Annotated in this window: 25 protein-coding genes, 1 rRNA gene and 2 riboswitches; of the genes, 18 read left to right on the forward strand and 8 right to left on the reverse strand. The window is 48.6% G+C overall.

The annotated features are described in order from the left end of the window. The first annotated feature begins 190 nt into the window (after positions 1–190). The 7 genes from KNP64_RS13180 to KNP64_RS13210 are packed head-to-tail and all read left to right on the forward strand — an operon-like array spanning position 191 to position 3,819. Complete coding sequence (locus KNP64_RS13180; RefSeq protein WP_214793846.1) at positions 191–634, forward strand: hypothetical protein; 444 nt, start codon at positions 191–193, stop codon at positions 632–634. Beyond that, positions 631–1,062 carry a hypothetical protein gene (locus tag KNP64_RS13185; RefSeq protein WP_214793844.1) on the forward strand — a complete coding sequence of 144 codons (432 nt, stop codon included), beginning with the start codon at positions 631–633 and terminating at the stop codon, positions 1,060–1,062. Before KNP64_RS13180 ends, KNP64_RS13185 begins: the two co-directional genes overlap by 4 nt. A 4-nt stretch (positions 1,063–1,066) precedes the next feature. Next, positions 1,067–1,510 carry a hypothetical protein gene (locus tag KNP64_RS13190; protein ID WP_131472859.1) on the forward strand — a complete coding sequence of 148 codons (444 nt, stop codon included), beginning with the start codon at positions 1,067–1,069 and terminating at the stop codon, positions 1,508–1,510. Continuing rightward, positions 1,511–2,020 (forward strand): hypothetical protein, encoded by a 510-nt coding sequence (locus KNP64_RS13195; protein ID WP_214720137.1) that lies wholly within the window; start codon positions 1,511–1,513, stop codon positions 2,018–2,020. After that, positions 2,013–2,483 carry a hypothetical protein gene (locus tag KNP64_RS13200; protein ID WP_214793842.1) on the forward strand — a complete coding sequence of 157 codons (471 nt, stop codon included), beginning with the start codon at positions 2,013–2,015 and terminating at the stop codon, positions 2,481–2,483. Before KNP64_RS13195 ends, KNP64_RS13200 begins: the two co-directional genes overlap by 8 nt. Before the next feature lie 35 nt (positions 2,484–2,518). Further along, positions 2,519–3,064 carry an AAA family ATPase gene (locus KNP64_RS13205; protein ID WP_214793840.1) on the forward strand — a complete coding sequence of 182 codons (546 nt, stop codon included), beginning with the start codon at positions 2,519–2,521 and terminating at the stop codon, positions 3,062–3,064. Next, positions 3,061–3,819, forward strand: coding sequence for an endonuclease/exonuclease/phosphatase family protein (locus tag KNP64_RS13210; RefSeq protein ID WP_214793838.1), 759 nt, complete (start codon positions 3,061–3,063; stop codon positions 3,817–3,819). Before KNP64_RS13205 ends, KNP64_RS13210 begins: the two co-directional genes overlap by 4 nt. 33 nt (positions 3,820–3,852) lie before the next feature. On the opposite strand, the gene KNP64_RS13215 is transcribed toward KNP64_RS13210, so the two are convergent. Beyond that, the gene (locus KNP64_RS13215; RefSeq protein WP_214709507.1) at positions 3,853–4,095 is read right to left on the reverse strand and encodes a hypothetical protein; all 243 of its coding nucleotides are present in this window, start codon (positions 4,093–4,095) and stop codon (positions 3,853–3,855) included. Between the two features lie 38 nt (positions 4,096–4,133). Here KNP64_RS13215 and KNP64_RS13220 point away from each other — a divergent pair, with 38 nt between their 5' ends. After that, positions 4,134–4,475, forward strand: coding sequence for a mannitol dehydrogenase family protein (locus tag KNP64_RS13220; RefSeq protein WP_353047354.1), 342 nt, complete (start codon positions 4,134–4,136; stop codon positions 4,473–4,475). 77 nt (positions 4,476–4,552) lie between these two features. On the opposite strand, the gene KNP64_RS13225 is transcribed toward KNP64_RS13220, so the two are convergent. Next, a complete protein-coding gene (locus KNP64_RS13225; RefSeq protein WP_251126456.1) occupies positions 4,553–6,910 on the reverse strand; it encodes a bifunctional diguanylate cyclase/phosphodiesterase in 2,358 nt (785 codons plus the stop codon). A 161-nt stretch (positions 6,911–7,071) separates the two neighbouring features. Here KNP64_RS13225 and KNP64_RS13230 point away from each other — a divergent pair, with 161 nt between their 5' ends. Together KNP64_RS13230 and KNP64_RS13235 are read left to right on the forward strand one after the other, a co-directional pair. Next, the gene (locus KNP64_RS13230) at positions 7,072–7,914 is read left to right on the forward strand and encodes a CPBP family intramembrane glutamic endopeptidase (protein ID WP_214793836.1); all 843 of its coding nucleotides are present in this window, start codon (positions 7,072–7,074) and stop codon (positions 7,912–7,914) included. Between the two features lie 35 nt (positions 7,915–7,949). Next, entirely contained in the window at positions 7,950–8,474 is a 525-nt protein-coding gene (locus KNP64_RS13235; protein ID WP_214793833.1) for a GNAT family N-acetyltransferase, read from the forward strand. 25 nt (positions 8,475–8,499) lie between these two features. On the opposite strand, the gene KNP64_RS13240 is transcribed toward KNP64_RS13235, so the two are convergent. The 3 genes from KNP64_RS13240 to KNP64_RS13250 all read right to left on the reverse strand — a co-directional run bounded on the left by KNP64_RS13240 (position 8,500) and on the right by KNP64_RS13250 (position 10,956). Next, entirely contained in the window at positions 8,500–9,828 is a 1,329-nt protein-coding gene (locus tag KNP64_RS13240) for an N-acetylmuramoyl-L-alanine amidase family protein (protein ID WP_214793831.1), read from the reverse strand. A gap of 195 nt (positions 9,829–10,023) precedes the next feature. Next, entirely contained in the window at positions 10,024–10,224 is a 201-nt protein-coding gene (locus KNP64_RS13245; RefSeq protein ID WP_214709515.1) for a hypothetical protein, read from the reverse strand. A 57-nt stretch (positions 10,225–10,281) separates the two neighbouring features. Further along, positions 10,282–10,956: a hypothetical protein gene (locus tag KNP64_RS13250; RefSeq protein WP_214709517.1), complete on the reverse strand. Its 675-nt coding sequence runs from the start codon at positions 10,954–10,956 to the stop codon at positions 10,282–10,284. Positions 10,957–11,229: 273 nt separating this feature from the next. Here KNP64_RS13250 and KNP64_RS13255 point away from each other — a divergent pair, with 273 nt between their 5' ends. Then, the gene (locus KNP64_RS13255) at positions 11,230–12,492 is read left to right on the forward strand and encodes a tetratricopeptide repeat protein (RefSeq protein ID WP_215114010.1); all 1,263 of its coding nucleotides are present in this window, start codon (positions 11,230–11,232) and stop codon (positions 12,490–12,492) included. 62 nt (positions 12,493–12,554) lie between these two features. Here KNP64_RS13255 and KNP64_RS13260 read toward each other — a convergent pair whose 3' ends face one another. Both KNP64_RS13260 and KNP64_RS13265 read right to left on the reverse strand, forming a co-directional pair. Next, positions 12,555–12,872 (reverse strand): hypothetical protein, encoded by a 318-nt coding sequence (locus KNP64_RS13260; RefSeq protein ID WP_131490827.1) that lies wholly within the window; start codon positions 12,870–12,872, stop codon positions 12,555–12,557. Between the two features lie 202 nt (positions 12,873–13,074). Then, a complete protein-coding gene (locus KNP64_RS13265; protein WP_251126457.1) occupies positions 13,075–14,913 on the reverse strand; it encodes an ATP-binding protein in 1,839 nt (612 codons plus the stop codon). Positions 14,914–15,187: 274 nt separating this feature from the next. Between KNP64_RS13265 and KNP64_RS13270 the strand changes: the two genes are divergently transcribed. The 6 genes from KNP64_RS13270 to KNP64_RS13295 all read left to right on the forward strand — a co-directional run bounded on the left by KNP64_RS13270 (position 15,188) and on the right by KNP64_RS13295 (position 23,542). After that, positions 15,188–15,793, forward strand: a complete 606-nt coding sequence (locus tag KNP64_RS13270) for a flavin reductase family protein (protein WP_214793828.1) — start codon at positions 15,188–15,190, stop codon at positions 15,791–15,793. Between the two features lie 173 nt (positions 15,794–15,966). Next, positions 15,967–16,920, forward strand: coding sequence for an AAA family ATPase (locus KNP64_RS13275; protein ID WP_214764512.1), 954 nt, complete (start codon positions 15,967–15,969; stop codon positions 16,918–16,920). After that, entirely contained in the window at positions 16,917–17,984 is a 1,068-nt protein-coding gene (locus KNP64_RS13280) for a DUF58 domain-containing protein (protein ID WP_214793825.1), read from the forward strand. Before KNP64_RS13275 ends, KNP64_RS13280 begins: the two co-directional genes overlap by 4 nt. After that, a complete protein-coding gene (locus tag KNP64_RS13285) occupies positions 17,981–20,077 on the forward strand; it encodes a transglutaminase domain-containing protein (RefSeq protein ID WP_214793822.1) in 2,097 nt (698 codons plus the stop codon). Before KNP64_RS13280 ends, KNP64_RS13285 begins: the two co-directional genes overlap by 4 nt. Before the next feature lie 39 nt (positions 20,078–20,116). Then, positions 20,117–20,217: riboswitch (purine riboswitch) on the forward strand. Between the two features lie 111 nt (positions 20,218–20,328). Continuing rightward, complete coding sequence (gene guaA / locus KNP64_RS13290; protein WP_034781662.1) at positions 20,329–21,852, forward strand: glutamine-hydrolyzing GMP synthase; 1,524 nt, start codon at positions 20,329–20,331, stop codon at positions 21,850–21,852. A 137-nt stretch (positions 21,853–21,989) separates the two neighbouring features. Then, positions 21,990–22,091, forward strand: a riboswitch (purine riboswitch). An 89-nt stretch (positions 22,092–22,180) separates the two neighbouring features. Beyond that, positions 22,181–23,542 carry an NCS2 family permease gene (locus KNP64_RS13295; protein WP_251126458.1) on the forward strand — a complete coding sequence of 454 codons (1,362 nt, stop codon included), beginning with the start codon at positions 22,181–22,183 and terminating at the stop codon, positions 23,540–23,542. A gap of 20 nt (positions 23,543–23,562) precedes the next feature. On the opposite strand, the gene KNP64_RS13300 is transcribed toward KNP64_RS13295, so the two are convergent. Beyond that, entirely contained in the window at positions 23,563–24,396 is an 834-nt protein-coding gene (locus KNP64_RS13300) for a VanW family protein (protein WP_214793819.1), read from the reverse strand. A gap of 349 nt (positions 24,397–24,745) precedes the next feature. Here KNP64_RS13300 and KNP64_RS13305 point away from each other — a divergent pair. Continuing rightward, positions 24,746–24,812: ribosomal RNA gene (locus tag KNP64_RS13305) — 16S ribosomal RNA — on the forward strand; the annotation flags it as partial.

Here is a 24,812-nt window from a genome sequence, read left to right on the forward strand (position 1 = left end):
CACCTTTCGCAACAAAATTTGTAGGTATGAATACGCTATCAGTATATTAGAAATTATAGATTGATGGACGACAATCCTTCGGCATTTGTTGAAAAACGTCGAACGATTGTGAAGAGAATCCTTGAAAATGGCGAAACGAATTTGAAAGGGTTTCGTATAGAAAAGGAGAAGAGTTGAGGAGGAGATGGATATGGCACAATCAGTTCGAATGGAACGGGAACGAGAATGGAAGCAACGGCATACACGCATCGGGTACGTCTTATTAACGGTCGTCATTCTGGCGTTCGTTTTCATGTTCATTGGACGGGCGACGTGGATGACTGTCCCGCTCGGTCTCGTCGGAATCGCCCTGCTCGTCTCGGACGTGGCGAAATATCGGATGAGACGGTCGTTTCTGGTCAATCCTGTCGCCAAAAAGATGCTCCGCTGGCAATTAGGATACGACCTCGTAAATACGAGTGTGCTTGTCATCATGGTCGGTGGGCTATTGATCTTTAGTCGAGACAACCTCTATTGGGCGTTCGCTGTCGTCATCTGGGGAATCATGGCCGAGATTGTGTCGCGCCGTTTGAACCGGACACTACAAGAATATGACCCAATCTTACGCGCCCTCGAGTTGGAGGAAGTGAAATGAAGAATCGTCGAGTAGAGGCGGAGCGCGCCTGGTTTCGCGCATTCCACCAACTGATTTTTGGGATTTTAGGCGTGTTTCTCGTCATCGTGATCCCCGCCACGATATGGACGGACAGTTTGGATTGGGGCATCGTTTATACGGGGCTTATGCTCGTCCCCATCAATGTGATGTACGTCAAGCGTTACCGGATGCGGCGGACGTTGAATCCGCAATTGTCGCATCTCTATCGCCGACAAATCGGAAGTGACTGCCTGAATACGGTCGCCTTTTTTATCGCCATCAATGGGGGGAAGCTGCTAGAGTCGAATACAGCATATATCGGTGGAGTTCTGATTGTGGGCGTGGCCGGATGGCTGACGATGCGAATCGAGAAGCGGATGAAAGAAGAGGATGTGTGGCGTCCTACATATGAACAACTGAGGGGGTGAGCGGATGGAGAATCAGATTCAACAAGAAGTCCGATGGGTGAAGCGAATCCGACGAATCGGTGTACCAGTACTAGTCCTCTATATCCTATCTATGATTGTGGCCCTTCTATTCGAAAAGATGTTGTTGATTCCTTTAATGTGGTCCGTGGCGCTGTTTCTGATTTTCATGGGGCATACACAATACCGCCTCCTTCGGCACTTCTCGACGCATCCGAAAAGCTTACGGTGGTTGCAAGTCGAATACGCGGACACGTGGATTAGCGCAATACTGATGGGTACGTTCATGACGACCTTACTCACAACGGAGTCGCTTGGATTTGGAATTGGATTTCTATTTGGGATTTGGGGTTTGACTGAAAAATATCGTTCCCGCATCATTGCGCGTCAATTGAAACAGTATGATCCCGATATACCGACATATGATGAAGTAATCGAAAGGATGAGTTGAATGGAACTGTCACCACAATCGAAACAACAAATTGATACGATTCTTCGATTTGAAAAGTGGACCGGTTGGGGTTTTGGCATCCTGGCTGTTTCTGCAATCGTTGGGATGCTCGTTTACGCATCGTACTGGGAGATGCCCGATTCGTTTTTTCTAGTGTTCTTAGTAGCGATTTTCGCTATGTTGATTAGCATTGAAACGACTCGATTCCTCATGTGGCTCCGGTTCGTGAAAAACGAAAAAGCACGAAAGCTGCTCACGCTGCGGTACACGGTTTATTTGATTGGGTTTAGCGCGATCGGATACTACGGGATCGTCGTGTTTTATGAGACGCCACAACCGCAGACGTTCCAGGCGTTCTTGTTGTCGCAAGCCTTTTTCTGGGGAGCTGCCTTTTTCGGCAGATGGCTCGACCGTATCATCCAAAAGCATGACGGTCATTATTTGACGGGAGAGGATTTAAAGTTGATTCGGGAAGCCCGTGAGATGGAGCAGGAGCGAGAGCATGGATAAGCGTAGCCAAATGCGTGAATTGACGGCGTTCGATCAGAGAAAGCATTCCACGCAAGTGTTTTTGTCAGCGGTGTTGGCCGCGCTTCTATTTTTCTCATTAGAGTATAATTGGCTCTCACCAATGACAGTCATATTTCTCAGTGTCGCAGCGGGTCTTCCTGATTTTTGTAAGATGTGGCAACGCGAGAACATCAAAAAGCAGTTTTTGAAGTCGGATGCAGCAAAGCGCCTCATCCATCTTAACTCCATCTTCGGGCTCGTGACGCTACCATTCTTCCTAGTGTGGGTTTATGCATTGTTCACGGATTGGATTTCACTCCAAACGTTCGCTTTGATTGGGCTAGGAGCATACGGGCTCGCTATTCTTGAGCATCGTCTGTACGAGCGTCACATGGCTCAGCTCGACGATCACTACGTCACGGAAGCCGAATTACGAGAAGAGCAAAAGTGGGGGAGCGCCTAGGCGCTTCCTTTTACCTGTTGAAGGGGGAACAATTGATGAAGCGGAAGGTATGGATTATCTCGGGACCGGCTGGCGTCGGAAAGTCGACGACGGCGAGACGGCTCGCTCAAGACATGGAGAAGAGTGCATATGTGTCTGGTGACGACATCAGTCATATGACGGTGTCCGGTCGTGAAAGGCCATGGGAATCGGAGCGGGCGAACGACCTGGTATGGAAGAACATCGTATCTTTAACCGATAATTTTCTTGAAGCGGGATATGATGTCGTCGTCGACTGGGTCGCATTTTGGCAAGACGTGAAGCGCTACACGGCGCACTGGATTGAACAAGGTATTGAAGTGAGCTACGTCATCTTATGGGCGGAGCAAGACGTTCACGTCCAACGTGATCAACACCGGCCGAGCGATGCGCAGATGGGCGAGCGGGTCATCATATTGCGGAACGAGTTTCTAAGCTCGGGTGCACCGGACCGTTACTATTTAGACAACACGGTCGGTGAGTTGAGCGAAATGATTCAACAGCTTCAAGAAAGCGAACAATTCGTGCTGACAGATTTGCAACAAAGTGGAGCCAGTACATGAGGATTGCGACGTTCAACCTCTGGAACAATCCGACATGTTGGTCCGAGCGGATTGCATCGATCTATGCGACGGTGAAGGCGATTGACGCCGATGTGCTGGCGTTTCAAGAAGTCAAAACGTATGTGGAAGGGGAGCAAGGCATCAGTGTGGCCGAGCAAATCGCCAACGAAACGGGCTATCCGTTTTGCGTATTTCTCGCCTATCCGGACTCACCCGATGAAGGGCTCGCTGTCTTAAGTAATATTCCGCTCGATACGAATGATGCGATTTGGCACCACGAGGTAGAAGAAGCGAACTACTGTGCGATGCGGGTGACGTTTCAAGCAGGAGGTCACGCGTTCGGATTGACGAACGTCCATTTGAATTGGCGGTCGCCGGACATTCGGGAAACGCAAGTGCGGGCCGTCCGCGAGTGGATTGGTGAGGGAGAACGTTACGAGCTGCTATGTGGTGACTTCAATGACAATCCGCAGTCGGAGATTTATCGTGATTTGACCGCACATCGTTGGATTGATGTCGCCACATGTCATCGTGGAGGGGATGAGCCGACGTTGGATTATAGACACAATCCGTATTTGAAACAGGATGCCTTGCTGAAACGACCGTCGCGTTATGATTGGATGTTATTGCGTCACGACGAAGGAAACGTCCCGCTCATCTCGAGCGTGGACGTGTTTGGGAAGACGTCCGATTCAATCACCGACATGCTGCCGAGTGATCACTATGGAGTCTTACTCGATCTCGACATCTCTTAAAAAAGGGGGAACGCTTAGTCGCTTCCCCCTTTTTCATTTGAACGTGCGGATGACGAAGTAGAGACAAATGAGGAACGGGATCAAGAACATACTTCCGATCCACTCGCCTTGACCGAATAGGAGCCAGGCGAAGAGCTGGAATGACAAGACGCCGCCGGCAACACGTCCCGCAAAGCGATACGCTTTCGGGCGAAGCGACGGGTCATCCCACCATTCTTTAAAGAACGGGAAGCTGAACAAGAGCGCGAGCGCCAAGAAAAAGGCGGCTGGAAACACGAGAGGCGAAAGAACATAGCCAATACATTCAAAAGATCATCAAACGATTCGAGAATCCGAAGTTGAAAGATGAAGTCTCACGTGTCGCCCGCTCACCGATCCGCAAGCTCGGACCGAGTGACCGGCTCGTCAAACCGGCCCGCGAACTGATCGACAACGGCATCGAACCGAATGAACTGGCCTACGGAATCGCGGCTGCCTTGACCTATTACAACCCTGAGGATTCAGAATCTTCTGAACTTTATGTGTCCATCGAAGAAGACGGCATCGTCTCGACGGTGGAAAAATATCTTCAATTGCATGAGGACGATACGCTGACGAAGTTGATCCTCGAACAATATCACTTGATTCGCGAACAAGAAAAAGCGCAAGTCTCGTAAATCGAATCTCCTGTGCCCGAGTGGCATGGGAGATTTTTGGCATATAAAAAGACTGCAGCGCAGGGGCTGCAGTCTCCTCAAGCTCGGGTCTTACCGAACTCAATATAAGTGGTGACCGATTTGACGTGCTTCACGACGTCCTTCTCACGAAGGGGACGACTGAAGTAATAACCTTGAACGTAATCACACTGTTCGTTCAGCAACCATTCGAGTTGATCCGACGTCTCGACGCCTTCCATGAGCACTTTCATGCCCAAGTTATGACCGAGTTGAATCATCGAGCGAACGATGGCTTCCTGGTTCCGATCGGTGAACAAGTTGACGATGAACGACCGGTCGATTTTCAATACTTGGACCGGTAGCTCACGCAATTGACGGAACGACGAGTAGCCCGTCCCGAAATCGTCGAGTGAGATTAAAATCCCGAACTGATGGAGCTGGGTGAGTTTCTCTCGCGTCGATTCTTCATATGACAGCATCGACGACTCCGTCACCTCGAGCTCGAGGAACATCGGGTCCATCCCGGTCTCATCCAAGATGGCCTGGAGCGACTCGACAAAATCCTCACGCGCGAACTGGAGCGGGGAGACGTTGACCGAAAGCGTGAATGGTTTCACGCCCGACTTCTTCCAATGGACCCAGGCTCGGCATGATTCACGCATGACCCAACTGCCGATTGAGTGAATCAGGCCGGTGTTCTCCGCGATTGGAATGAAGTCTGTCGGTGACACGTGACCGAGCTCGCGGTTGTTCCAACGCAGGAGCGCCTCAACGCCTTCGAGTCGATTTTGCGTAAGTGACACTTTCGGCTGGTACACGAGTGAAAACTCATTTCGGTCGAGCGCCTGCGCGAGCGCCTTTTCGATTTCGACGGTTCGAAGGATTTGATGCTTCGACTCGTCTTCGAATTCTTTAATTTGATTCTTACCGGTCCGTTTCGACTCGTGGACGGCGAGGCGTGCGTATTGCACGAGCTCCTCGGCCGACTTCGTATCTTTCGGATAATGACTGATGCCGGCGCTCATCGTCAGTTCGACGGTCGTCCCGTCGATATCGAACGGTTGCGAAATCGCCTTGATACACTTCTCGGCTTTCTGTTTGGCGAGCGTGCTCCGCTTGTCGAACAACAAGATGATGAATTCGGATGAACCGACGCGCGTCAAAATGTCATCCGGGTGAATGGTCACTTGCAGACGCTCAGCGATTTGCATCGTCAGTTCGTCCGAGCCGTGATGTCCAAGCATGTCGCTCAAGAACCGCCAACGATCGATGTCGATGTAGAGACAAGCGACCGGGTCCTCGATTTGAATATGTTCGGCGAGAATACGTTCGAGCTTGTGCCGGTTCGGCAAATCCGTGAGCGTGTCGTGATACGCCATATGTTCGACGAGACGCTGTGAGGCGATCGTTTCTGAGACGTCACGGAGGAACCAAAGCATCTGGTCCATCGTTTCGCCTTTGAGTGGGTAACTCGTCACTTCGATCGTTCGGTCATCGATGTCAATGCGCCGTGGTTCATAAAACGGTTGATTGATCGTGAGCGACGGATGATAGTCTTGGAAAAAAGCATCTTCTTCGATTTCGTCAAACAAGCGATAGAACGCCATGTTCGCATATTGGATCATTCCATCTTTCGTCGTCGTGACGATGGCATCCGTCGTCGACTCAAGAATCGTCGCTTGAATGAACTCTCGTTTACGAAGGTGACGATCGAGCGTGAGCGACAGGAAGAAAATCGCGAACAAGAGAATCGTGATCGCCGTGACGAGCCATGCGAGTAACGATGGCTCGATCGCATTGGCGAACGGACGATCCGTCTCGATGAACGTGAACGAAGCGGCTAGCATCCCGACGAAGTGCATGCCGAAGATGGCGATGCCCATCAGCAACGAGAAGAATACTTTCAATTCGAGATCGATCTTTTGCTTGGCGTACTTCGAGAAGAAACCAATCCAGAGGGCGACGAGCGAGGCGCCAATCGCAATCAGAATCGATAACGCCGCAAGCCATGGATTATACGAAGTCACTACACCTTGCAAGGCGGCCATGCCGACATAATGCATGCTCGCGATACTGCCGCCCATCACAACCCCGGCACCGATCAAAGCAGGGCGGGTCGTGCGACGCGAGACGATCAAGAAGCCGAAAATACAGCCGACCATGGCGATGATGACGGAAAATAGGACGAGCGGGATCGAATACGTGACCGGTCGCAATACCTCATGGGCCAACATGGCGATAAAGTGCATCGACCAAATACCGAGACCGAGCGTCGCGCCACCAGCGACAATCCAGACGTTTTGGACGGAACGGTTCGCTGAATTGACACGTCGCGCCAGTTCGATGGCGGCGTAAGCGGAAACGGCGGCAATCAGATAGGATAGAATCACAAGAAACAGGTTGTGACTCATCGAGTGTTCAACGACTGGTTCCATATATACCTCACTATGAATGTAATTTTGTTGTAATTTTCATTATACCTTGGAAAACAAAAGTCCATCTATCATTTTGCTTTTTATAATGAAAATATTTTTTGCGTGAAATAGGGAAGTCGTACGGAAAGCGGGTAAACTACGGATAGAAGGAGGGGAGACGAGTGATTCCGACAAAGAAAGAAGTCACCTTATTTCTCCTCATCGCGTTCGGGTTCTCATGGCTGACGTGGTGGGGGCTGTATATGTGGACCGGATTACCGATCCAGGTGATTATCGTGATTGGGGCGTTTGGTCCAAGTCTGGCAGGGAGCTATATGGCGTTCCGAGAGAATGGCTGGTTAGGAGTGAAGACGCTTTGGAAGCGAGGGTTCGAGTGGAAGATGTCCGTTCGCTATTACGCGTTCGGGCTCTTGTTCCTGCCTGTGTTGTTTTTGATTGCCTATTGGTGGTCCGATGCCGATGGCGCGTCGTTACTGGAACGTCCATGGCTCGTTGTTCCCTATTTCCTCTACATGTTGTTTCTTGGAGGAACAATCCAAGAAGAGTACGGGTGGCGCGGATATTTGCTCGATGCGTTTCAACTGAAAGTCACGCCCGTCAAGGCGAGCCTGTTCGTCGGCGTCATCTGGGCGGGCTGGCATATTCCGCTCTTCTTCATGGAGGGGACGGGGCAGTCATTGATCCCGTTTTGGGCGTATGGCTCGGCAATTCTGGCGTTCACGTTTATCATTTCGTGGCTCTATAACGTCACGACGATGAACTTATGGTCTGTGTTCTTATTGCACACGATGTTCAACGTCTCGTTCACGCTCGTTCCGTTAATTGAGCCGGGCGCGTTCCCGATTGGATTTCTTCACTTGACGCTGTTACTCCTTACGACCGCGATCATCCTCGTCTGGCAGACACACGGCCATCTCGGTTATGATCACCTCGAGCAACTCGAAGCGGTCGAAGGATCGCATCAAGCGAACGTTATCCCCCATCGGGACGCGGGTAAAGACTAGCACGTACAATTCAGGACTAGAGGGAAGTGGAGACATTGAACTTTCGCCCGCTTGACCGCGAAGACGTCAAACCGCTCCAACGACTGTTCATGGAGAGTCTGAGTGACTTGATTCGGCGAGAACAGTTTGAGGATGCCGATCTATTGGATGAAGAAGTAGAGCGATTGAACACGACCGTTCAGGACAGTTTCGAGGACGAGTCCGTTCAAATTTTCGTTGTCGTAAAAGACGGCGTCATCGTGGGCACAGCGGCGATTTTACCTCCCAATGACATCATTACTGCCCATATCGACGTCGAACCGAACATGCCAGAAGTCGGTTGCATGTACGTGTCGCCTACGTCCCAACGTCAAGGGGTAGGTCACTTCTTGATTGAGAACATCAAACGACAATTGTCAGCGAACGGACAGACGGCGTTTTACTTGGATGCTGGCTTCCCGACGTCTCAAGCCTATTGGGAAAAGCGGATCGGGCCGCCGACGTTGACGCTTGACCATTACTGGGGAACTGGCGCACCGCATAAGATTTGGCGTTGTACGACTACAGAAAAAGAGACCTGATCGCATATGCGGTCAGGTCTCTTGCTTATTTATAAGTGCTCATGAATTGATGAATCCCAGAAGCGGTGGCGTCTGCCATCCGTTGCCGGTAAGTGGTGCTCGTCAAATGCGAGCGGTCGTTCGCGTTGCTGATGAACCCGTATTCGACGAGTGTCGAAGGGACGCTGTTCTTTCCGACGACGTAAACGTTTTGATACTTCACGCCACGGTTACGGATTGTCGGGATACGGGCACCGAGTTCACGGTTGATGGCCGCTCCTAGACTCCGGCTAGCCGAGATGTATGGGTTCGTCGTATAGCTTTCTCCGGTCGGCACGAGTACTTCATGACCGTGGTAAGACGTATTCGTCGAAGAGTTGTTGTGAATGCTGACAAAGGCGCTGCCTTTATACGACTTCGTCAATTCGACGCGTTGTGCGAGCGACAAGTAGACATCGTTCGTGCGTGTCATCCGTGCGTTATAGCCATATGTATTCGAGAGCGTACTCGCGAGACGTGCGGCAATGTCGAACGCAATCACTTTTTCGTAAGATGAGCCGTAGACAGCTCCAGGGTCGTTTCCACCGTGTCCGGCATCGATCACAATCGTACGTCCCGTACCCGTGGACGTCGTCGGTGTCGTCGTCGTGGTTGGTTTCAAATACTGTGAAGCGACGTAGCCCGTCTTCCCACCGTAACTGACCTTATACCAAGAGCCGTACTTGCTGACATACTTGACGGTCGAGCCGTTCGGGATGGTCATCAATACCTTGCTCCACGAGGCAGCCGTCAAACGCATGTTCAAGTTGACCGTCGTTTGGTAAGAGGTTGTCGATGTCGTCGTGGTCGGGGCTCCTGTGGCTGATAAGTACTGGGAAGCCACATAGCCCGTTTTCCCATTGTAGCTGACCTTATACCAAGAGCCGTAGCGGCTGACGTACTTGACAGTGGCACCGTTCGGGATGGTCATCAAGACCGTGCTCCATGAGGCTGCCGTCAATCGCATGTTCAAATTGACTGTCGTTTTGTAGTACGAGGCTGAACTCGGTGTGATTGTCGACGCGCTCGATACTTTTACGTACTGCGAAGCGACGTAGCCGGTCTTTCCGCCGTAACTGACTTTGTACCAAGACCCGTACGTGCTGACATATTTGACGGACGCCCCGGATGGAATCGTTAGAAGAATCGGACTCCAAGTGGCGGCACTCAAACGAAGGTTCAAGTTAGCTGTCGTCGTGTAGGTCGAGGCAGCTTCGACACGGCTCGATTCGAAACCGGTCGGCGTCAAGTCGAATGGGGCGATGGCCATGCCACCAATGACAAGGGAAGAGCTAAGCAACAGTTTCAAGTTCCAAGATGATTTCGTTCGGTTCAATCGAGATCCGCTCCTTTGTTCGTCGTTCATATGAAATAGCTGTGAAATGAAATTGTCATCATGTCTCCGTTATTATATAAGGAAACAAGAAAAAAATGGAGGTTAATATGTAAATTGTTTTACTTTTTTTCTAAAAGTTTATTTCCAGAGATTCGGAAATAAAAAAGAGACGCGCAAGGGCGTCTCTTGTGTAGATCAAGTAAGGCGTGGGAAATCATCAGCGAATGTTTTGATAGGCTCTTCGATTTTCGTAAGGCGTGGGAAATCATCTGCAAATTTTTGAATAGGAGCCTCAAGTTTAGTTAGACGTGGAAAATCGTCTGCTAATGGTTTGAAAGAAGTTCCGAGTAAAAAGAGTGCTGTGGCAATAAAGAAAATTCCAGTTAATTTTTTCATGATAATACCTCCAATGTAGGGTGGTGTATTTTGTAAGCTGCGATTCCTAGTATGATTTTACTCAGAAAATGGTGATTCTAGCAATGAATAAATCGCATCAGATTGTTGTTCAATGCGAGTTTCTAAGTCACCAATGTACTGTTGAGGCATGTTTGGTTCGTGTAAAATAAATTTGTCATTATTTTCTTTTGTGCTTGATGACAAAATCGGAACGTTTGCTTCTTGACTAAGTAAGGTGCTGCACAAAGGAGTAAATCTATTTTTAAATTGTGTAAGTGGTTCTGGATTCCAACAAATAGAGGCTTCAGGAAGAACATATAAGATATGACCTTCTTTTAATAGTGCTAAACACTGTTTAAGAACACTATCATATGCTTGTTCTATATTTATATATCCGAATTCTTGGAAATGTTTCTCATAGACGGTTTTAGAACTGCGCTTTAGAATGGAAAGAGATAGTTCAGGACCTAAAACATAAACGCGCTTGTACATTTTGTTTTCTTTCAATGTTTTAGCTATGAGTCGTGGTAAAGTTTGATAGTAATCAACTTGGAAAGCGTTAACTATAAAACCTGTTGATGAACGTAACAATTGGGTTAAATGTTCTAATCCTTCAAATTGACTTCGATCAGACGAAGAGTATGATGCATCAAAGATGTTTTGTTGTTTTGATTGAAAATAGATTTTTGGTTTAATGTAGTCTTCAGCAAGCAAGAAGTTTAACTTTCCCATATGCTATATTCACCTCCATTATTAAATGTCCATATTTTCTGGTGGTAGATTGTTAATAAACCAATGGACCTAAATTGAGAACTAATATATTAGTTCTTATTTAAATCTTAACATGTATATTAGGTCATTCGTTTAGTAGTCGGTTGGGAAAATTAGTGCAAAAAGCATTGGATTTTTTGAGGTTTTTAGCTTCCATTTTCCTAAACAGCAGGAAATAGCGAATAATTAATATAAAAACTAATCATATTTGGGACGAAGGAGCTACTACTTAAGATGGAATATAACTACGGTAACCTTATTAAAGTAGAGCGTATGCGTAAGAACATGAAGCAATCTGTCTTAGCGAGAGGTATTTGTTCCATATCGTATTTAAGTAAGATTGAGAATAATCAAACGACACCTAGTGAAGAAGTACTAGAATTGATTTTTGAAAAGTTGAATATAAATGTTCCTGTTTATTTTGATTTTAGTCAACAAGTTGATAAAGTCAGAGAAGAAATTCAAAGTATTTTAAAAGAAGCAGTTCTAACGAGAAGAGATGAAGATAGAAGAAAGCAGATTGAAAAATACATTTCTAATCCAGTAGTTAATCAATCGAAAGAATTATATATTATGTTACTGATTACATTGGCAAGATTCGATTTGATGCCTGGAGGAAAAGGGCGTTATTTAAACGAACTTGAGTGGCTTGAAGACCAATTAGATCGAGACAATAAAATCAGATATTTGCTCATGCAAAGTTTGACCCATTTTCAATCAAACGATAAGGAATCATCATTGCAGCTTTTAGAGCAACTAAATGAACAATTGCCTACATCGAATATTCCTGATTGGGAGATTGCAGATATGCGATATATCATGGGGGGATTGTATTATAAATCGACGGATTATTTACAAGCTATTGAGAACGTTAAATTTGCACTTGGATATTTTAAAGATAATTTTTATGTAGAAAGAATCATTGAGTGTCATTTAATCATCGGGCTTTCTTACAAAAGAAGAAAACGCTATTCAGAATCATTGTCTCATTACGAACGAGCTACTAAAGTCACTAGTGCAACTGACTTAAAATATTATAATGGCATGTTGTATAACAATATGGGGGAAATTTATTCTTTATTAGGTAACCAAGAAAAGGCGTTGGAGTATTTTCTTGAAAGTCTATCTTACAAGTCTGATCCCAAAAGCAAACTCTACAGCGTTCTTTCCTTAATCGAAGTTTATGCTGAACAAGAAGACTCAGATGGGGTTATAACATGGCTCGGTAATGGATATGAGATTATAGGGGAACATGAAGGTCTAGAAGAATTTCACCATCATTTTGAAGTTTATAAAAATTGTTATCAAGAACACGATAAATTAAAATTAATTAGTAGTTTAAAAAAAGCTGTTCAATATTTTGAGTCATTCGATGACTATCTATACACAAACAAATACGCACTTTGGTTAGCGCGTGAGCTACGTGAAAATGGGAAGTATAAACTATCCACTGAATACTATGAAAAATCCATTGCGATTATGTCTCGATGGGATTAACGCCTCTCGAGGCGTTCTTTTTTTGCACAAAAAAAGAGACGCCCGAATCGTCTCTTGTCGTTTTATGGAGTGGTGAAATAATGAATCGTCCAAATCGGTTCGTTCATCAACGCTTCATCTTCCACATGGCCCATTTGCACTTGTTGGAGCAAGTGAATGATGTGTTTTTGTAAATTGGCGTCGTGTGAGCCGCTCGTCAAAATTCCATCTTCACTCGCGATGATATAAAATCCACCCAATCGCAACGGAATATGATTTCTTACAATCGACACGGCAGTCTGAAGTTCAGCTTGCCCGCCCTGCAGTGGCACGTTTATATCAAAACGGCCCCATTGTTTAAAGTCGCCTACTTCTGAAAACGGTGGGTCGCGATGATCCAACTCCATGACCTCCAATCTTGTCTGTCTCTTCCTTACTAGTATAGCTCTTTTTTTAAATTTTACCTGCGAGAATAATGGGAAGGGTGCATTGACGTCGCCTCAGGTTCTCGGTGTTACTCTTTTTCTAGATTATGCCAAAACATTCCTGCAAAAAAGAGAAGCAATAATATAAAAAACACGACCGGAATGAATCCGGCCGCGCTCATTGATGAATCGCCTCTTTTGACGTCGGAAGCTCACAAATAAAGGTGCTACCTTCACCGTAGATCGATTCGACATGTAAATGTCCGTCGTGCGCTTTGGCGATCTCTTTACAGATGGCGAGACCGAGGCCCGTTCCGCCGATTTTCCGGCGGTCCGAGTTGTCGACTCGGTAAAACTTCCCGAACAAGTTCGGCAAGGCAGAAGAAGGGATGCCCATCCCGTTATCCCGGACTTTCATGACGACTTGACCTTCGAGTCGTTCCAACGAGACGAGCACGTTGCCGCCTTCAGGTGAATACTTGATGGCGTTACTGAGCAAGTTACCGAGCAACTGCCGCATTCCTTCTAAGTCAGCTTCGATTTTGAAGTCTTGTCCGACGTCGGCATCGAGATGTAAATGATGCGAGTCGGTCGTTTCTTGATAGAAGCTGATGCTGTCACGGGCAAGGTCGAGAAGGTCGACCGTTTCCCATTCGAACGTCTGTTTCCCGGCCTCCATCTTTTGCAGGTCGAGGAAGTCGTTTACCAAGTAGGAGAGACGCTTCGCTTCGTCATGGATGGTCTTCAAATACAATTCGCGCCGGCTTTCTTTCAAGTCACGCTCGAGCATCAGTTCCGTGAACCCATAAATCGATGACAAAGGGGTTCTCAGTTCGTGTGAGACTGTTGAGACGAGCTCTGACTTCATCCGGTCAATCTCGGTCTCGGCCGTCACATCACGCAACACGAGCATCGTGCCGTGAATCTTTCCATCCCGGTAAATGCTCTCGGCATATACTTGAAGGAAGCAATCGCCTTGATCGAGCGAGATGGACAGGCCATCTTCTGGCGGGTCTTGGTCGAACACGCGCTCGATGTAGCTAATAAAACGATCCCGTTGATCGACGCGTTCCGCCCACTGTTCGATATCGATCGAGACGGTAGTCAGTTGCTCGTAGCCTTGATACTCGAATTGCAACTCGTCGAACATACGGATGAATGCGCGGTTTCCGACAACGCTGTTCTCCTCGTAGTTGAGGTATAAGATGGCTTCACGTACTGAATTGATGAGCTGAGCCGTCTCTTTCCGGTCTTGTTGCATTTGGCGATAAAGTTGGGTCCGCAAGAGAGAAATCGCCAACTGGTTTGCAAACGCGTTTAATTCCGAAGTTTCGCTCGCGTCGAACTGTTCGTCGTAGCACGTTAAATAAAGACATCCGATCATGTTGCCGTCTGACGGGTCTTTAACGGGGATGACCGTTTCATGAATGTAATACGGGTATTCATGAATTTCGTCGGCAATCTTTTTAGATGTCGCTTCTAACGATTTAGAGATCATGACGCGTTTCAACAGAAGAGACTTGGTCTTTAAATCTTCTTGTTGATCTTCCGTCATGCCTTTTGGTACGACTGAAACAATTTCGCCGTCCTTGATGAGAAGTAGAGCCCCGAACTCTGCTTCAGTCAACAAGACGATTTTTTCGATGACCGATGAATAATCAAAGAGTGACTCTTTCGAGGCGAGCACTTCAATCAGTTCGTTACGGTACTGCAGTTTTGTTTCGTTTTGTTTAGATGCTTCGAGCACCGACTGCATCTCTTGTTGCTTCGCATGCATCTTTTCATTTTGAGTCGATATCCGTTTGATGAGCGGTCGACCAATCAATAAGATGGCACCGATAAACATGATGAGGCCGATCATCCAAAACCAACGCAACGACAACAATTCAGTGGGTGATACCGCTCCGTCTCGAACGACCCAAGCGCCAATTGCCGTTAAGACAAGACTCATAGCACAGACTCCGTAGAGGATGCCGAGTATTTGACGACTGTTCAATTGTTCAATCCACTTGCCCATAATACGCTCTACTTCCTTCCTTAACTAAAACCATCTTCAATTCAATCGTCATAACCGAAATATACAAAAAGAAAAATCAGATGAACACCGAACTGCTCAAGCGATGTGCCATCAGATGATTGTCTGATTGTCTGATTGTCTGTTTAATTGTCATATCTAGACGGATATACCCTGTATTTCATCATCCTACACATTCCGATGTGCTCACGTTTGACACGTCCGCTGTGAACGGGATAGTTTGAACCTATAGTCGAATCCAAAGGAGTGCTATCGTATGCTATCGATTGAACCTTCAGCTTTAACCGAACGTGACGCGTATAAGTTTTTGATTGGAAGTGTCGTACCGCGCCCAATCGCATTTGTGACGACGCGAAACGGAGAGACGATTAACGCCGCCCCGTTCAGTTATTTCAATATCGTCGCTTCCGAACCACCACTTCTCTCGGTGTCGGTTCAACGGAAGGGCGGTGTCATGAAAGACACGGCTCGCAACGCTGTCGCGACCGAAGAACTCGTCATCCATATCGTAGACGAAACGAATGTGACCCTCGTCAATGAGACGGCAGCCAATCTAGGACCCGAGGAAAGCGAACTCGAGCGGACGGCCTTCACCATCGTGCCTAGCGACGTCGTGGAGACACCGGGTGTGAAAGAAGCCAAAATCCGGATGGAGTGTAAACTTCATCATCACGTTCCAATCGAACACGATGGCGTCGTGACGGCGGACTTGTTGATCGCTCGCGTCGTCCGATTTCACATCGAGCCAGCGCTTTATCATGCTGGACGCATCGATGCGGAACAACTGGCGCCGGTCAGTCGTCTCGCCGGCAACTTTTATGCGACCCTCGGGGACACTTTTGAAATCGAACGACCAAAATAAACGTCATGGCGCCTGCTCAAATCAGAGACAAGGCGCCTTTTTTCGGGTAAAGAATGGAAAACCGATTGGCATGATGGTTTTCTTTCACACGAGCGCTTGAATATGTCACAATAAAGTCAGAACATTCAATTTTCGAACGCGTCAGCGATTAGAGAAAAAAAGGGGAGTCGGCTATGTCCTATCGTCCAGCCATTCAATCGATCATCAATGCCATTGAAACGGTGATCGTCGGGAAAGAAGATGTCATCGCAAAAAGTTTGACTGCGTTGCTTGCCGGAGGTCACGTATTGTTAGAGGACGTGCCCGGGGTCGGGAAGACGATGCTCGTTCGTACGTTCAGTCGTGCCATTGATTTAGATTTTAAACGCGTTCAGTTCACTCCGGACATGTTGCCGTCCGACTTGACGGGAATCTCAATGTACAATCAAAAGACAAAAGAGTTCGAGTACCGTCCGGGACCTTTGATGGGGAACATCGTCTTGGCTGATGAAATCAACCGGACCTCTCCGAAAACGCAGTCGGCGTTACTCGAGGCGATGGCAGAGCGCAGCGTGACGGTCGACGGTGAAGTCAAAATTTTACCGTCCCCGTTCTTCGTCATGGCGACGCAAAACCCAATTGAACATGAAGGGACGTACCCGCTCCCGGAAGCCCAGCTCGACCGATTCCTTCTTAAAATCGAGATGGGATACCCGACGTTCAATGAAGAGATTTCCTTGTTGACTCGCTTCGAAAAGGCGGAGCCGCTCGAAGCGTTACAAAGCGTTATCACAAAGCACGAAGTCGAACAGATGCAACGCGAAGTGCGGGAGGTTCACGTCTCGAGTGCAGTCAAACAGTACATCGTCCGCTTGATCCATGAGACGCGCAACGACCCGAACACATACCTTGGGGGGAGCCCGCGTGCGACCCTCGCTTTGATGAAGGCATCTCAAGCGTGGGCGTATATCCATAACCGTGATTTCGTCTTGCCAGATGACGTGAAGGCGCTCGCGGGTAGTGTGCTCGGTCACCGTATCTTGTTGACGGCGGAGGCACGTTATAAAGGAAAGACGGCCGAACATCTCGTCAAAGGTTGGCTCGACTCGCTTCCTGTACCGATGGATCGTGAGGTCAAAGAAGTATGAAAAATTGGATGAAGCTGTTCCTTGTGTGGGCGACGGCATTCGGACTTTATGCGTTCGCCCGGATTGAAGGAAGTATCGTCGCCTCGACACTTTGGTGGTCATTTTTCGTTTTGGCGGCGTATTGGACAATCTTTATGATTTACCCGGTCACGGCAGCCAACATCTCGCGGCGAATCACGACGAAACGACTCGTCTCGGGCCAAACGATGGACGTAGAACTGCAAGTGGAGCGGAAGTATCCGTTTCTTGTCGGGGTCGTCACGTTAGAAGAGACACCACCGCCTCGTCTCGCTACATCGACGGACGTAATTGTTACCCCGGTCGACCGCTTTTTTCGGCGAACAGAGACGGTGCATTATGAGATTGAGCAGATCCGCCGGGGGATCCACGTGTTCGATCGGACGGTCCTGCACGTACGTGACGTGTTCGGGCTGTTCGATCGTAAACGGACGTTGCGGCTTGAGACGGTCGTCGAAGTGTCGCCGGCTGAACTTTCGTTCGATTTGCCGCGTGATGAGCAGGTCGGTGGGCGTGGCGAACAGTACCGGCACACGCGGACATATACGGAAGTGGCGAACACGACGAGCGGTGTCCGGGAATACGCGGCCGGTGACCGCATCGGCCGGATTGACTGGAAGGCCTCGGCTCGTCGAGATAACTTGATGACGAAAACGTTCGATCAAGAGCAGGAGAAAAAACTCTCGCTCGTCTTCGTCCCGTCCACATCTGCCGGACACGAAGAAGCGTTCGAACGATCGCTGTCGTTACTCGTCGGCGCGATTCGGCAACTTGAACGGAAAAACTTGCCGTTTGAACTGTATGTCATCGAAGAACAGGTCCGCCTTTTCCATTTGCCGGACCAAAGCGCCGAGGTCGGGCATTACTTGCTGACGGCGACGCCGGAACCGGAAGGACGTCTCGTTGAACGAGTGAAGCGTAACTTGCCGCAAGAGATCGGAAACTTGATTTTAATCAGCCCGCTCGAGACGAAATGGGTACGCGAAATCATGAATGAGACCCAAGGCAGCTATCACTTGTACACGGCGAATGAGGTGACGACATGACGATGTGGGTGAAACGGATTGTCTATACGGCACTTGCCGCTTACTTGTTGTCGTTTTGGGTCGAGCCGATTGTCGGGAGCACGACGTTCGACGTCAATTGGCCGTTCCTGTTTTTACTCCTCGTACCGATGTTTGCGAGCTTGTTGCCTTGGTATGGCTTTATTGGCGTAGTCGTTTTCAACTTCTTTATCGTCTTGTACGTGTATCACGGCAGTATCTTAGATTGGTTTGGGCTCTGGCTAGAAGATTTGAGTGGCGTGCTGAGTGGGGCTTTACCAGAAGAAGCGATTTTCTTCTCGGCGATGGCGCTCATCGGTGTCCTATTCGCCATCTTGGTCGGACGGACGTATCCAAGCTATGGTTTCGTCCTCGGGATGATCGTCTCGACGCTCGGATTGATGGCGTACTTTGACACATGGACGCTTTATGACGGAGAAGGAAAAATACTACTTGCGATTTTAGCGTCACTCTTATTACTCTTCGTGACCGATTTGGCGAAACGGCCGAGCAAGTCGCTCGTCCGCTATGTCAGTATCGCTCTCCTCGCTTCGGTCGTGTTGGCGCTCGCGAGCGTGTCGCCGACGATTGAAGGGGACTGGTCCGATCGGTTGACGAAGAGTTTCCAAAACGCTGGGAACGATGAAGGGTCAGGCAGCGGTCGAGTCGGCTACGGGGTGAACGATGAGCAACTCGGTGGACCGTTCGAACAGGATGACGGGATCGTCTTCATCGCCCGTGGTGTACCGGCACGCTACTGGCGCATCGAATCAAAAGAGATTTACACCGGTAAAGGTTGGGTCGAGTCCCCGGTCCTCAACTCGGACTACAACCGCGGCCAGCTCGTCGACCCGGACGTCGATACGACGCCTGAACAGGCACTGCTCCGATTCGACCGGCGTCAAACCTTCGTCCCGTATGGCGGGGAGTATCCACAAGCGACCGAGACGGAAAACGGGACCGAATTCAGGGTCGGCAGTATCGAGGAGCCGTTCCCGAACGAGACGATTCACATCCGTCCGTCCGGAAAGATTGTCTTCGACAATGATGGCCAAACGACGCCGCAGACGATTCAACTTCGCTACAGCGTCCCTTCCTTTACTGAAGAGCAACTGGCATTGAACGAACCGGTTACGACGTTGACGGAAGAAGAACGGCAGGCGTACTTGCAACTGCCGGACTCGCTTCCGGATCGGGTCCGCGACTTATCGGCCGATATTACGGGCGACAGTGAGACACCTTACGACCAAGCCCAAGCGGTTCAAGCCTACTTCCAATCTGGAGATTTCCAATACAATACGGAAGACGTCGCCGTCCCGGAAGGGGATACCGATTACGTCGATCAATTTTTGTTTGATACGTTGATCGGGTACTGCGACAACTTCTCGACCTCGGCCGCTGTCCTTCTACGGGCGAGCGGGGTACCGACGCGTTGGGTCAAAGGTTTCACGATGGGTGATGCGCGCGGGATTATCCAAGGGGAAGAAGAATACACGGTCCGGAACCGTCATGCCCACTCATGGGTAGAATATTTCGTGGAAGGCGCAGGCTGGGTCCCGCTCGAGGCGACGATCAGTTTCTCGGACGCCAGCTTACTTCAAATCGAGACAGAGGACGAAACGAATTCAGAAGACCCGGCAGCCAACGATCCACAAGCATCGCAAGACAATGAGCAGACGAACCGTCCACAGGAAGAATTGGCACTCGATGATGTCACATCAGGTGAGGCGGCAACGGAGAATTGGAATATGCCGGTCTGGGGTTGGGTGTTGATTGTCTTCACGGTCGCCGTTCTCGTATGGAACCGAAAATCGATCGAACGCCTCGTCATGATGCTTTGGTGGACACGGCGTCCATTGAATGAAAATCGGCTCGTCGCCATGCATCGATATCTAGTGAAACGACTCCGCGGAGCAGGCTTCAAAGTCGACGGGCGTACGCCGTCCGAACTCGCTGCAGAGGTCGATGCCTATTATGAGTCGACCGAAATGACGAGATTGACCCGTCTGTTCGAGCAAAGTATCTATGCCGACCAAACACCGAATTCAAAATATAAAGAATATTGGAAAATCATGATTCGTCGAATTATGAGTTGAAGTAGGCGGATGCATACAGTAAGATAGACGCATTAGTTAGATAATTGAACAGCATTCCTTCGTATATACTCGCGAATTGGCGCGAGAGTCTCTACCGGACCACCGTAAATGGACCGACTATGAAGGAGCACGTTTCGTATACACAGAAAAGGGCGTGCTTCTTCTTCGGTTTAGTGAATCCGTGGGAGAAGCTCGCTCTTTTTTTGAGAAGAAGGCAGAAAGGTGGAGGTTTTGTGAAAATAGAACAAGAGATGATTTTGGTGCTCGACTTTGGAGGCCAGTACAACCAGTTGATCACACGTCGTGTGCGTGACCTTGGCGTATATAGTGAGCTTCATTCCCACAAGATGACCGCTGCTGAGATTCGTGAACTGGCTCCGGCCGGAATTATTTTCTCGGGTGGACCGAACAGTGTGTACGCGGAAGGCGCATATCGCTGTGACCCAGAAATTTTCGAACTCGGGATTCCGATTTTCGGGATCTGTTACGGCATGCAGCTCATGACGCATCACTTCGGTGGACGTGTCGAGCGGGCCGCACATCGTGAATACGGGAAAGCGACGCTCTTCTCGACGCCGGAAGCTTCGGCCCTCTACAAGGATCTTCCAGTGGAACATACTGTTTGGATGAGTCACGGTGACCTCGTCATGGAAGCACCGCCAGGATTTATCGTTGATGGGACGAACCCTTCTTGTCCGGTCGCCTCAATCAAGAGTGATGACCTCAAGATGTATGGGGTGCAGTATCACCCGGAAGTCCGTCACTCGGAGTACGGAAACGACATCTTGAAAAACTTCATCTATGAAGTGTGTGGTGCCAAAGGCGAATGGTCGATGGAAAACTTCATCGACATCGAAGTCGAGAAGATTCGTGAAATCGTCGGTGACAAGCAAGTTCTTTGCGCGTTGTCAGGCGGTGTTGACTCATCGGTCGTGGCGGCGCTCGTTCACCGCGCGATCGGCGACCAGTTGACATGTATGTTCGTCGACCATGGCTTGCTCCGTAAAAACGAAGCGGACAGCGTCATGAAGACGTTCGCGGACGGATTTAACATGAAAGTCATCAAAATCGATGCACGTGATCGTTTCATGGCGAAACTAGCCGGCGTCTCAGATCCGGAACAAAAGCGTAAAATCATCGGCAACGAGTTCATCTACGTGTTTGACGAAGAAGCGTCTAAACTTGTGGACATGGACTTCCTTGCCCAAGGTACGCTCTACACGGATATCATCGAGAGTGGAACAGATACGGCACAAACGATCAAGTCGCACCATAACGTCGGTGGACTTCCAGAAGATATGAACTTCACGTTGATCGAGCCGCTCAACACGCTATTTAAAGACGAAGTACGTGAACTCGGTACTGAACTCGGATTGCCAGACTATATCGTATGGCGCCAACCGTTCCCGGGACCAGGTCTTGGCATTCGTGTTCTCGGTGAAATCACAGAAGAGAAACTCGAGATCGTGCGCGAATCTGATGCGATTTTGCGCGAAGAAGTGAAGAAAGCCGGCCTCGAACGTGACATTTGGCAGTACTTCACGGTTCTTACACCAATTCGTTCAGTCGGCGTCATGGGCGACGAGCGGACGTATGACTATGCGGTCGGTGTTCGTGCTGTCACATCGATTGATGGGATGACTTCAGATTGGGCCCGTATTCCATGGGACGTACTCGAGAAAATCTCGGTTCGTATCGTCAACGAAGTCAGTCACGTCAACCGTGTCCTGTACGACATCACATCGAAGCCACCAGCAACAATCGAGTGGGAATAATAGGCAGAGGGGAGCAATCCTCTCTGTTTTTATATGGAAAAACCGAACATTAGAATGAAATATTTGATTAAAATCCGTCATTACTGTTGACATTCATTTTTGACGTTGTTAAGATAAAAACGTTCTTATCATATCCGAACAATTAAAAATTATTTTGCCGTATAATATCGGGAATATGGCCCGAGAGTCTCTACGAAATCACCTTAAATGATTTCACTACGGCGAGACATAGATTCGGGGACGTATGTCCCTGTATGTTTCGCGTGGGGTCTCCGGTCATCGATCGGGGACCTTTTCTCGTTTTACGGCGAGCCAAGGAGGAAAATCAATGAGCACACAGCTCAAGCAAGAACCAAATCATCAACCGTCAGAAAGCCGGATCGAACGTCACTTCCAGTTGAAAGAACTTGGAACAAACGTGAAAACCGAACTCGTCGCAGGATTCACGACATTCTTGGCCATGGCTTACATCTTATTCGTCAACCCGAACGTGCTTGGTGCTGCTGGCATGAACCCGGGAGCCGTCTTCGTGGCAACTGGTCTCGTCGCACTGATTGGATCGGTCACGATGGGTCTATTCGCCAACTACCCGATTGCCATCGCGCCAGGCATGGGGCTTAACGCCTTCTTCGCCTACAGTGTCGTCATCGGCATGGGCATCCCTTGGCAGACGGCACTCTCGGGTGTTCTCGTCTCAGGACTGTTCTTTATCGCTTTGACGCTCTCGGGCATTCGCGAGACGGTCGTTAACGCGATCCCGGCTCCGCTTAAAATGGCGGTGGCTGCAGGGATTGGTTTCTTCATCGCCTTCATCGGCTTGAAAAATGCAGGAATTGTCGTTGCGAACGAAGCGACGCTTGTTAGTCTCGGTTCGCTCGGAACAGGAACTACGCTCCTCGCGGTATTCGGTCTTGTTGTAAGTGCATTGCTAATGGCCCGAGACGTCAAAGGTGGCATTTTCATTGGGATGTTGTTGACAGCTATCGCGGGAATGATTTTTGGTCTCGTGCCGACACCGACTGCGATTTCAGATGTTGTATCGATGCCGCCGAGCATGTCTTCGACGTTCGGCCAAGCGTTCATTAACTTTGGTGATGTCTTCACACTTCAAATGCTTATCGTCATCTTGACGTTCTTCTTCATCGACTTCTTCGATACAGCCGGCACGCTCGTCGCGGTGGCGCGTCAAGCTGGGATCATGAAAGAAAACAAAGTGCCGCGTGCGAGTAAGGCGCTCATGGCTGATTCGACTGCGACGGTTGCAGGTGCGATTTTTGGTACATCGACAGCTACTTCATACGTGGAGTCTTCGGCGGGGGTTGCGGCTGGTGGTCGTACAGGGTTGACTGCTGTATTCGCAGGTTTGTTCTTCGGATTGGCGTTGTTCTTCTCACCACTTTTAGCGGTTGTCACGGCACCGGTCACGGCACCGGCCTTGATTATTGTTGGTGTGTTGATGGCTTCAGCTCTCCTTGATATCGATTGGAAAAAAATCGAAATCGCGGTTCCGGCATTCTTAACGATTATCATGATGCCACTCACTTCGTCGATTGCGACGGGGATTGGGCTTGGGTTCATCTTGTACCCGCTCATGATGATTGCGAAAGGGAAGACAAAAGAGATTCACCCGATCATGTACGGGATGTTGGTCATCTTCTTAGCTTATTTTATGTTCTTGCCACACGCTTAATTAAACGAAGCCGACTCGGTTTATGAGTCGGCTTTTTTGTATGCGGTGTTTTCTGGCAAGAAAGGGTCGTACATGGTTAAAGCATGGTTTTCTGTGATGAATTCATTACGGATGAACGTGCCGTCTTGTGAGAGGACGCTTCTGAATATTTGGTTATGACGAACGGTTCCGCCCCACCATTCACTCGTGAAATGATGATTTTCTTCATATATATTATATTGGAAAGCTGGTGGAGTATTGGACCGCCATTGTCCTACGAGATAATCCTCCTCTATATATAGAAGGAGTTGAAACGTCTGTGCCGTCCGATTGGTGATTTGTAGGTCTAAATAATTGTAGGAACATGTGGCACCGCTTCCGAATGGTTGATCTCTTCGTGAGTCGGGGAAGACGTCATAACTGTGGCGATAACGCTCGGTCACTGTTAGGGGGCTATGGAGCGTGATCCAATAAATCAGGTTGGATAATTGGCATAGTCCGCCTCCAGTTCCGGTCGTGACCTTTCCGTAATGCAAAATCATTCCGTCCACATAGCCTTTCCGTTTTGTGGGTCGCCCGATTGTTTTCCAATACGAGAGCACTTCATTCGGAGAGACGATGATGCCGTTCAACTGTTTGATGGCGATGTTGAGATTGATGACTTTATTTTGTTGCATCTCAAGGTCAACGTCTCTCAATCTTCGGTAGAGTGGAGTGCGGTGCTCATGGACGAGGTGAGGCAGCGGTGTAGTGTTTTGTTGAGTCGTATAACGCTTCTCGTCCGTCATCCATTGAACCCGGCGTTTTAATGTATAATATTGTGTCCCTGACCAGATCCGCAGGTTTGATCGTTTCTTCGGTTTCAGTTGGAGCATCGATTAGTCACCTTCTTCAAGTAGAGTAATGAGGTGTATTCGGTAAAAGGGAATAATATCCTCTTCAAACTCAAAACAAAATGAAGTAAGGTGATTTAAAACTTTTTAAAGTTTTTTTAGAATAATGCTTGCCATGTGATAGAAGGGGATGCTATAGTTATCTCTGTTGCCAGCGATGCTTACAACTAAGTAAACAAAGTGGTTGACACGAAATAAAGATAAATGTTATTATCATTTAGTCGCTAAGAGCGGCAGACGAACTTTGAAAACTGAACGATGAGGCAAAAAAAGTTTTACAATTTTTGAATGAAGCGCAAGCTTCGTCATTTTTTAAAGAGCTATATCAAATTCTTTGGAGAGTTTGATCCTGGCTCAGGACGAACGCTGGCGGCGTGCCTAATACATGCAAGTCGAGC

Source organism: Exiguobacterium sp. s64, from assembly GCF_018618035.1.
Classification (GTDB): Bacteria; Bacillota; Bacilli; order Exiguobacteriales; family Exiguobacteriaceae; genus Exiguobacterium; species Exiguobacterium mexicanum_A.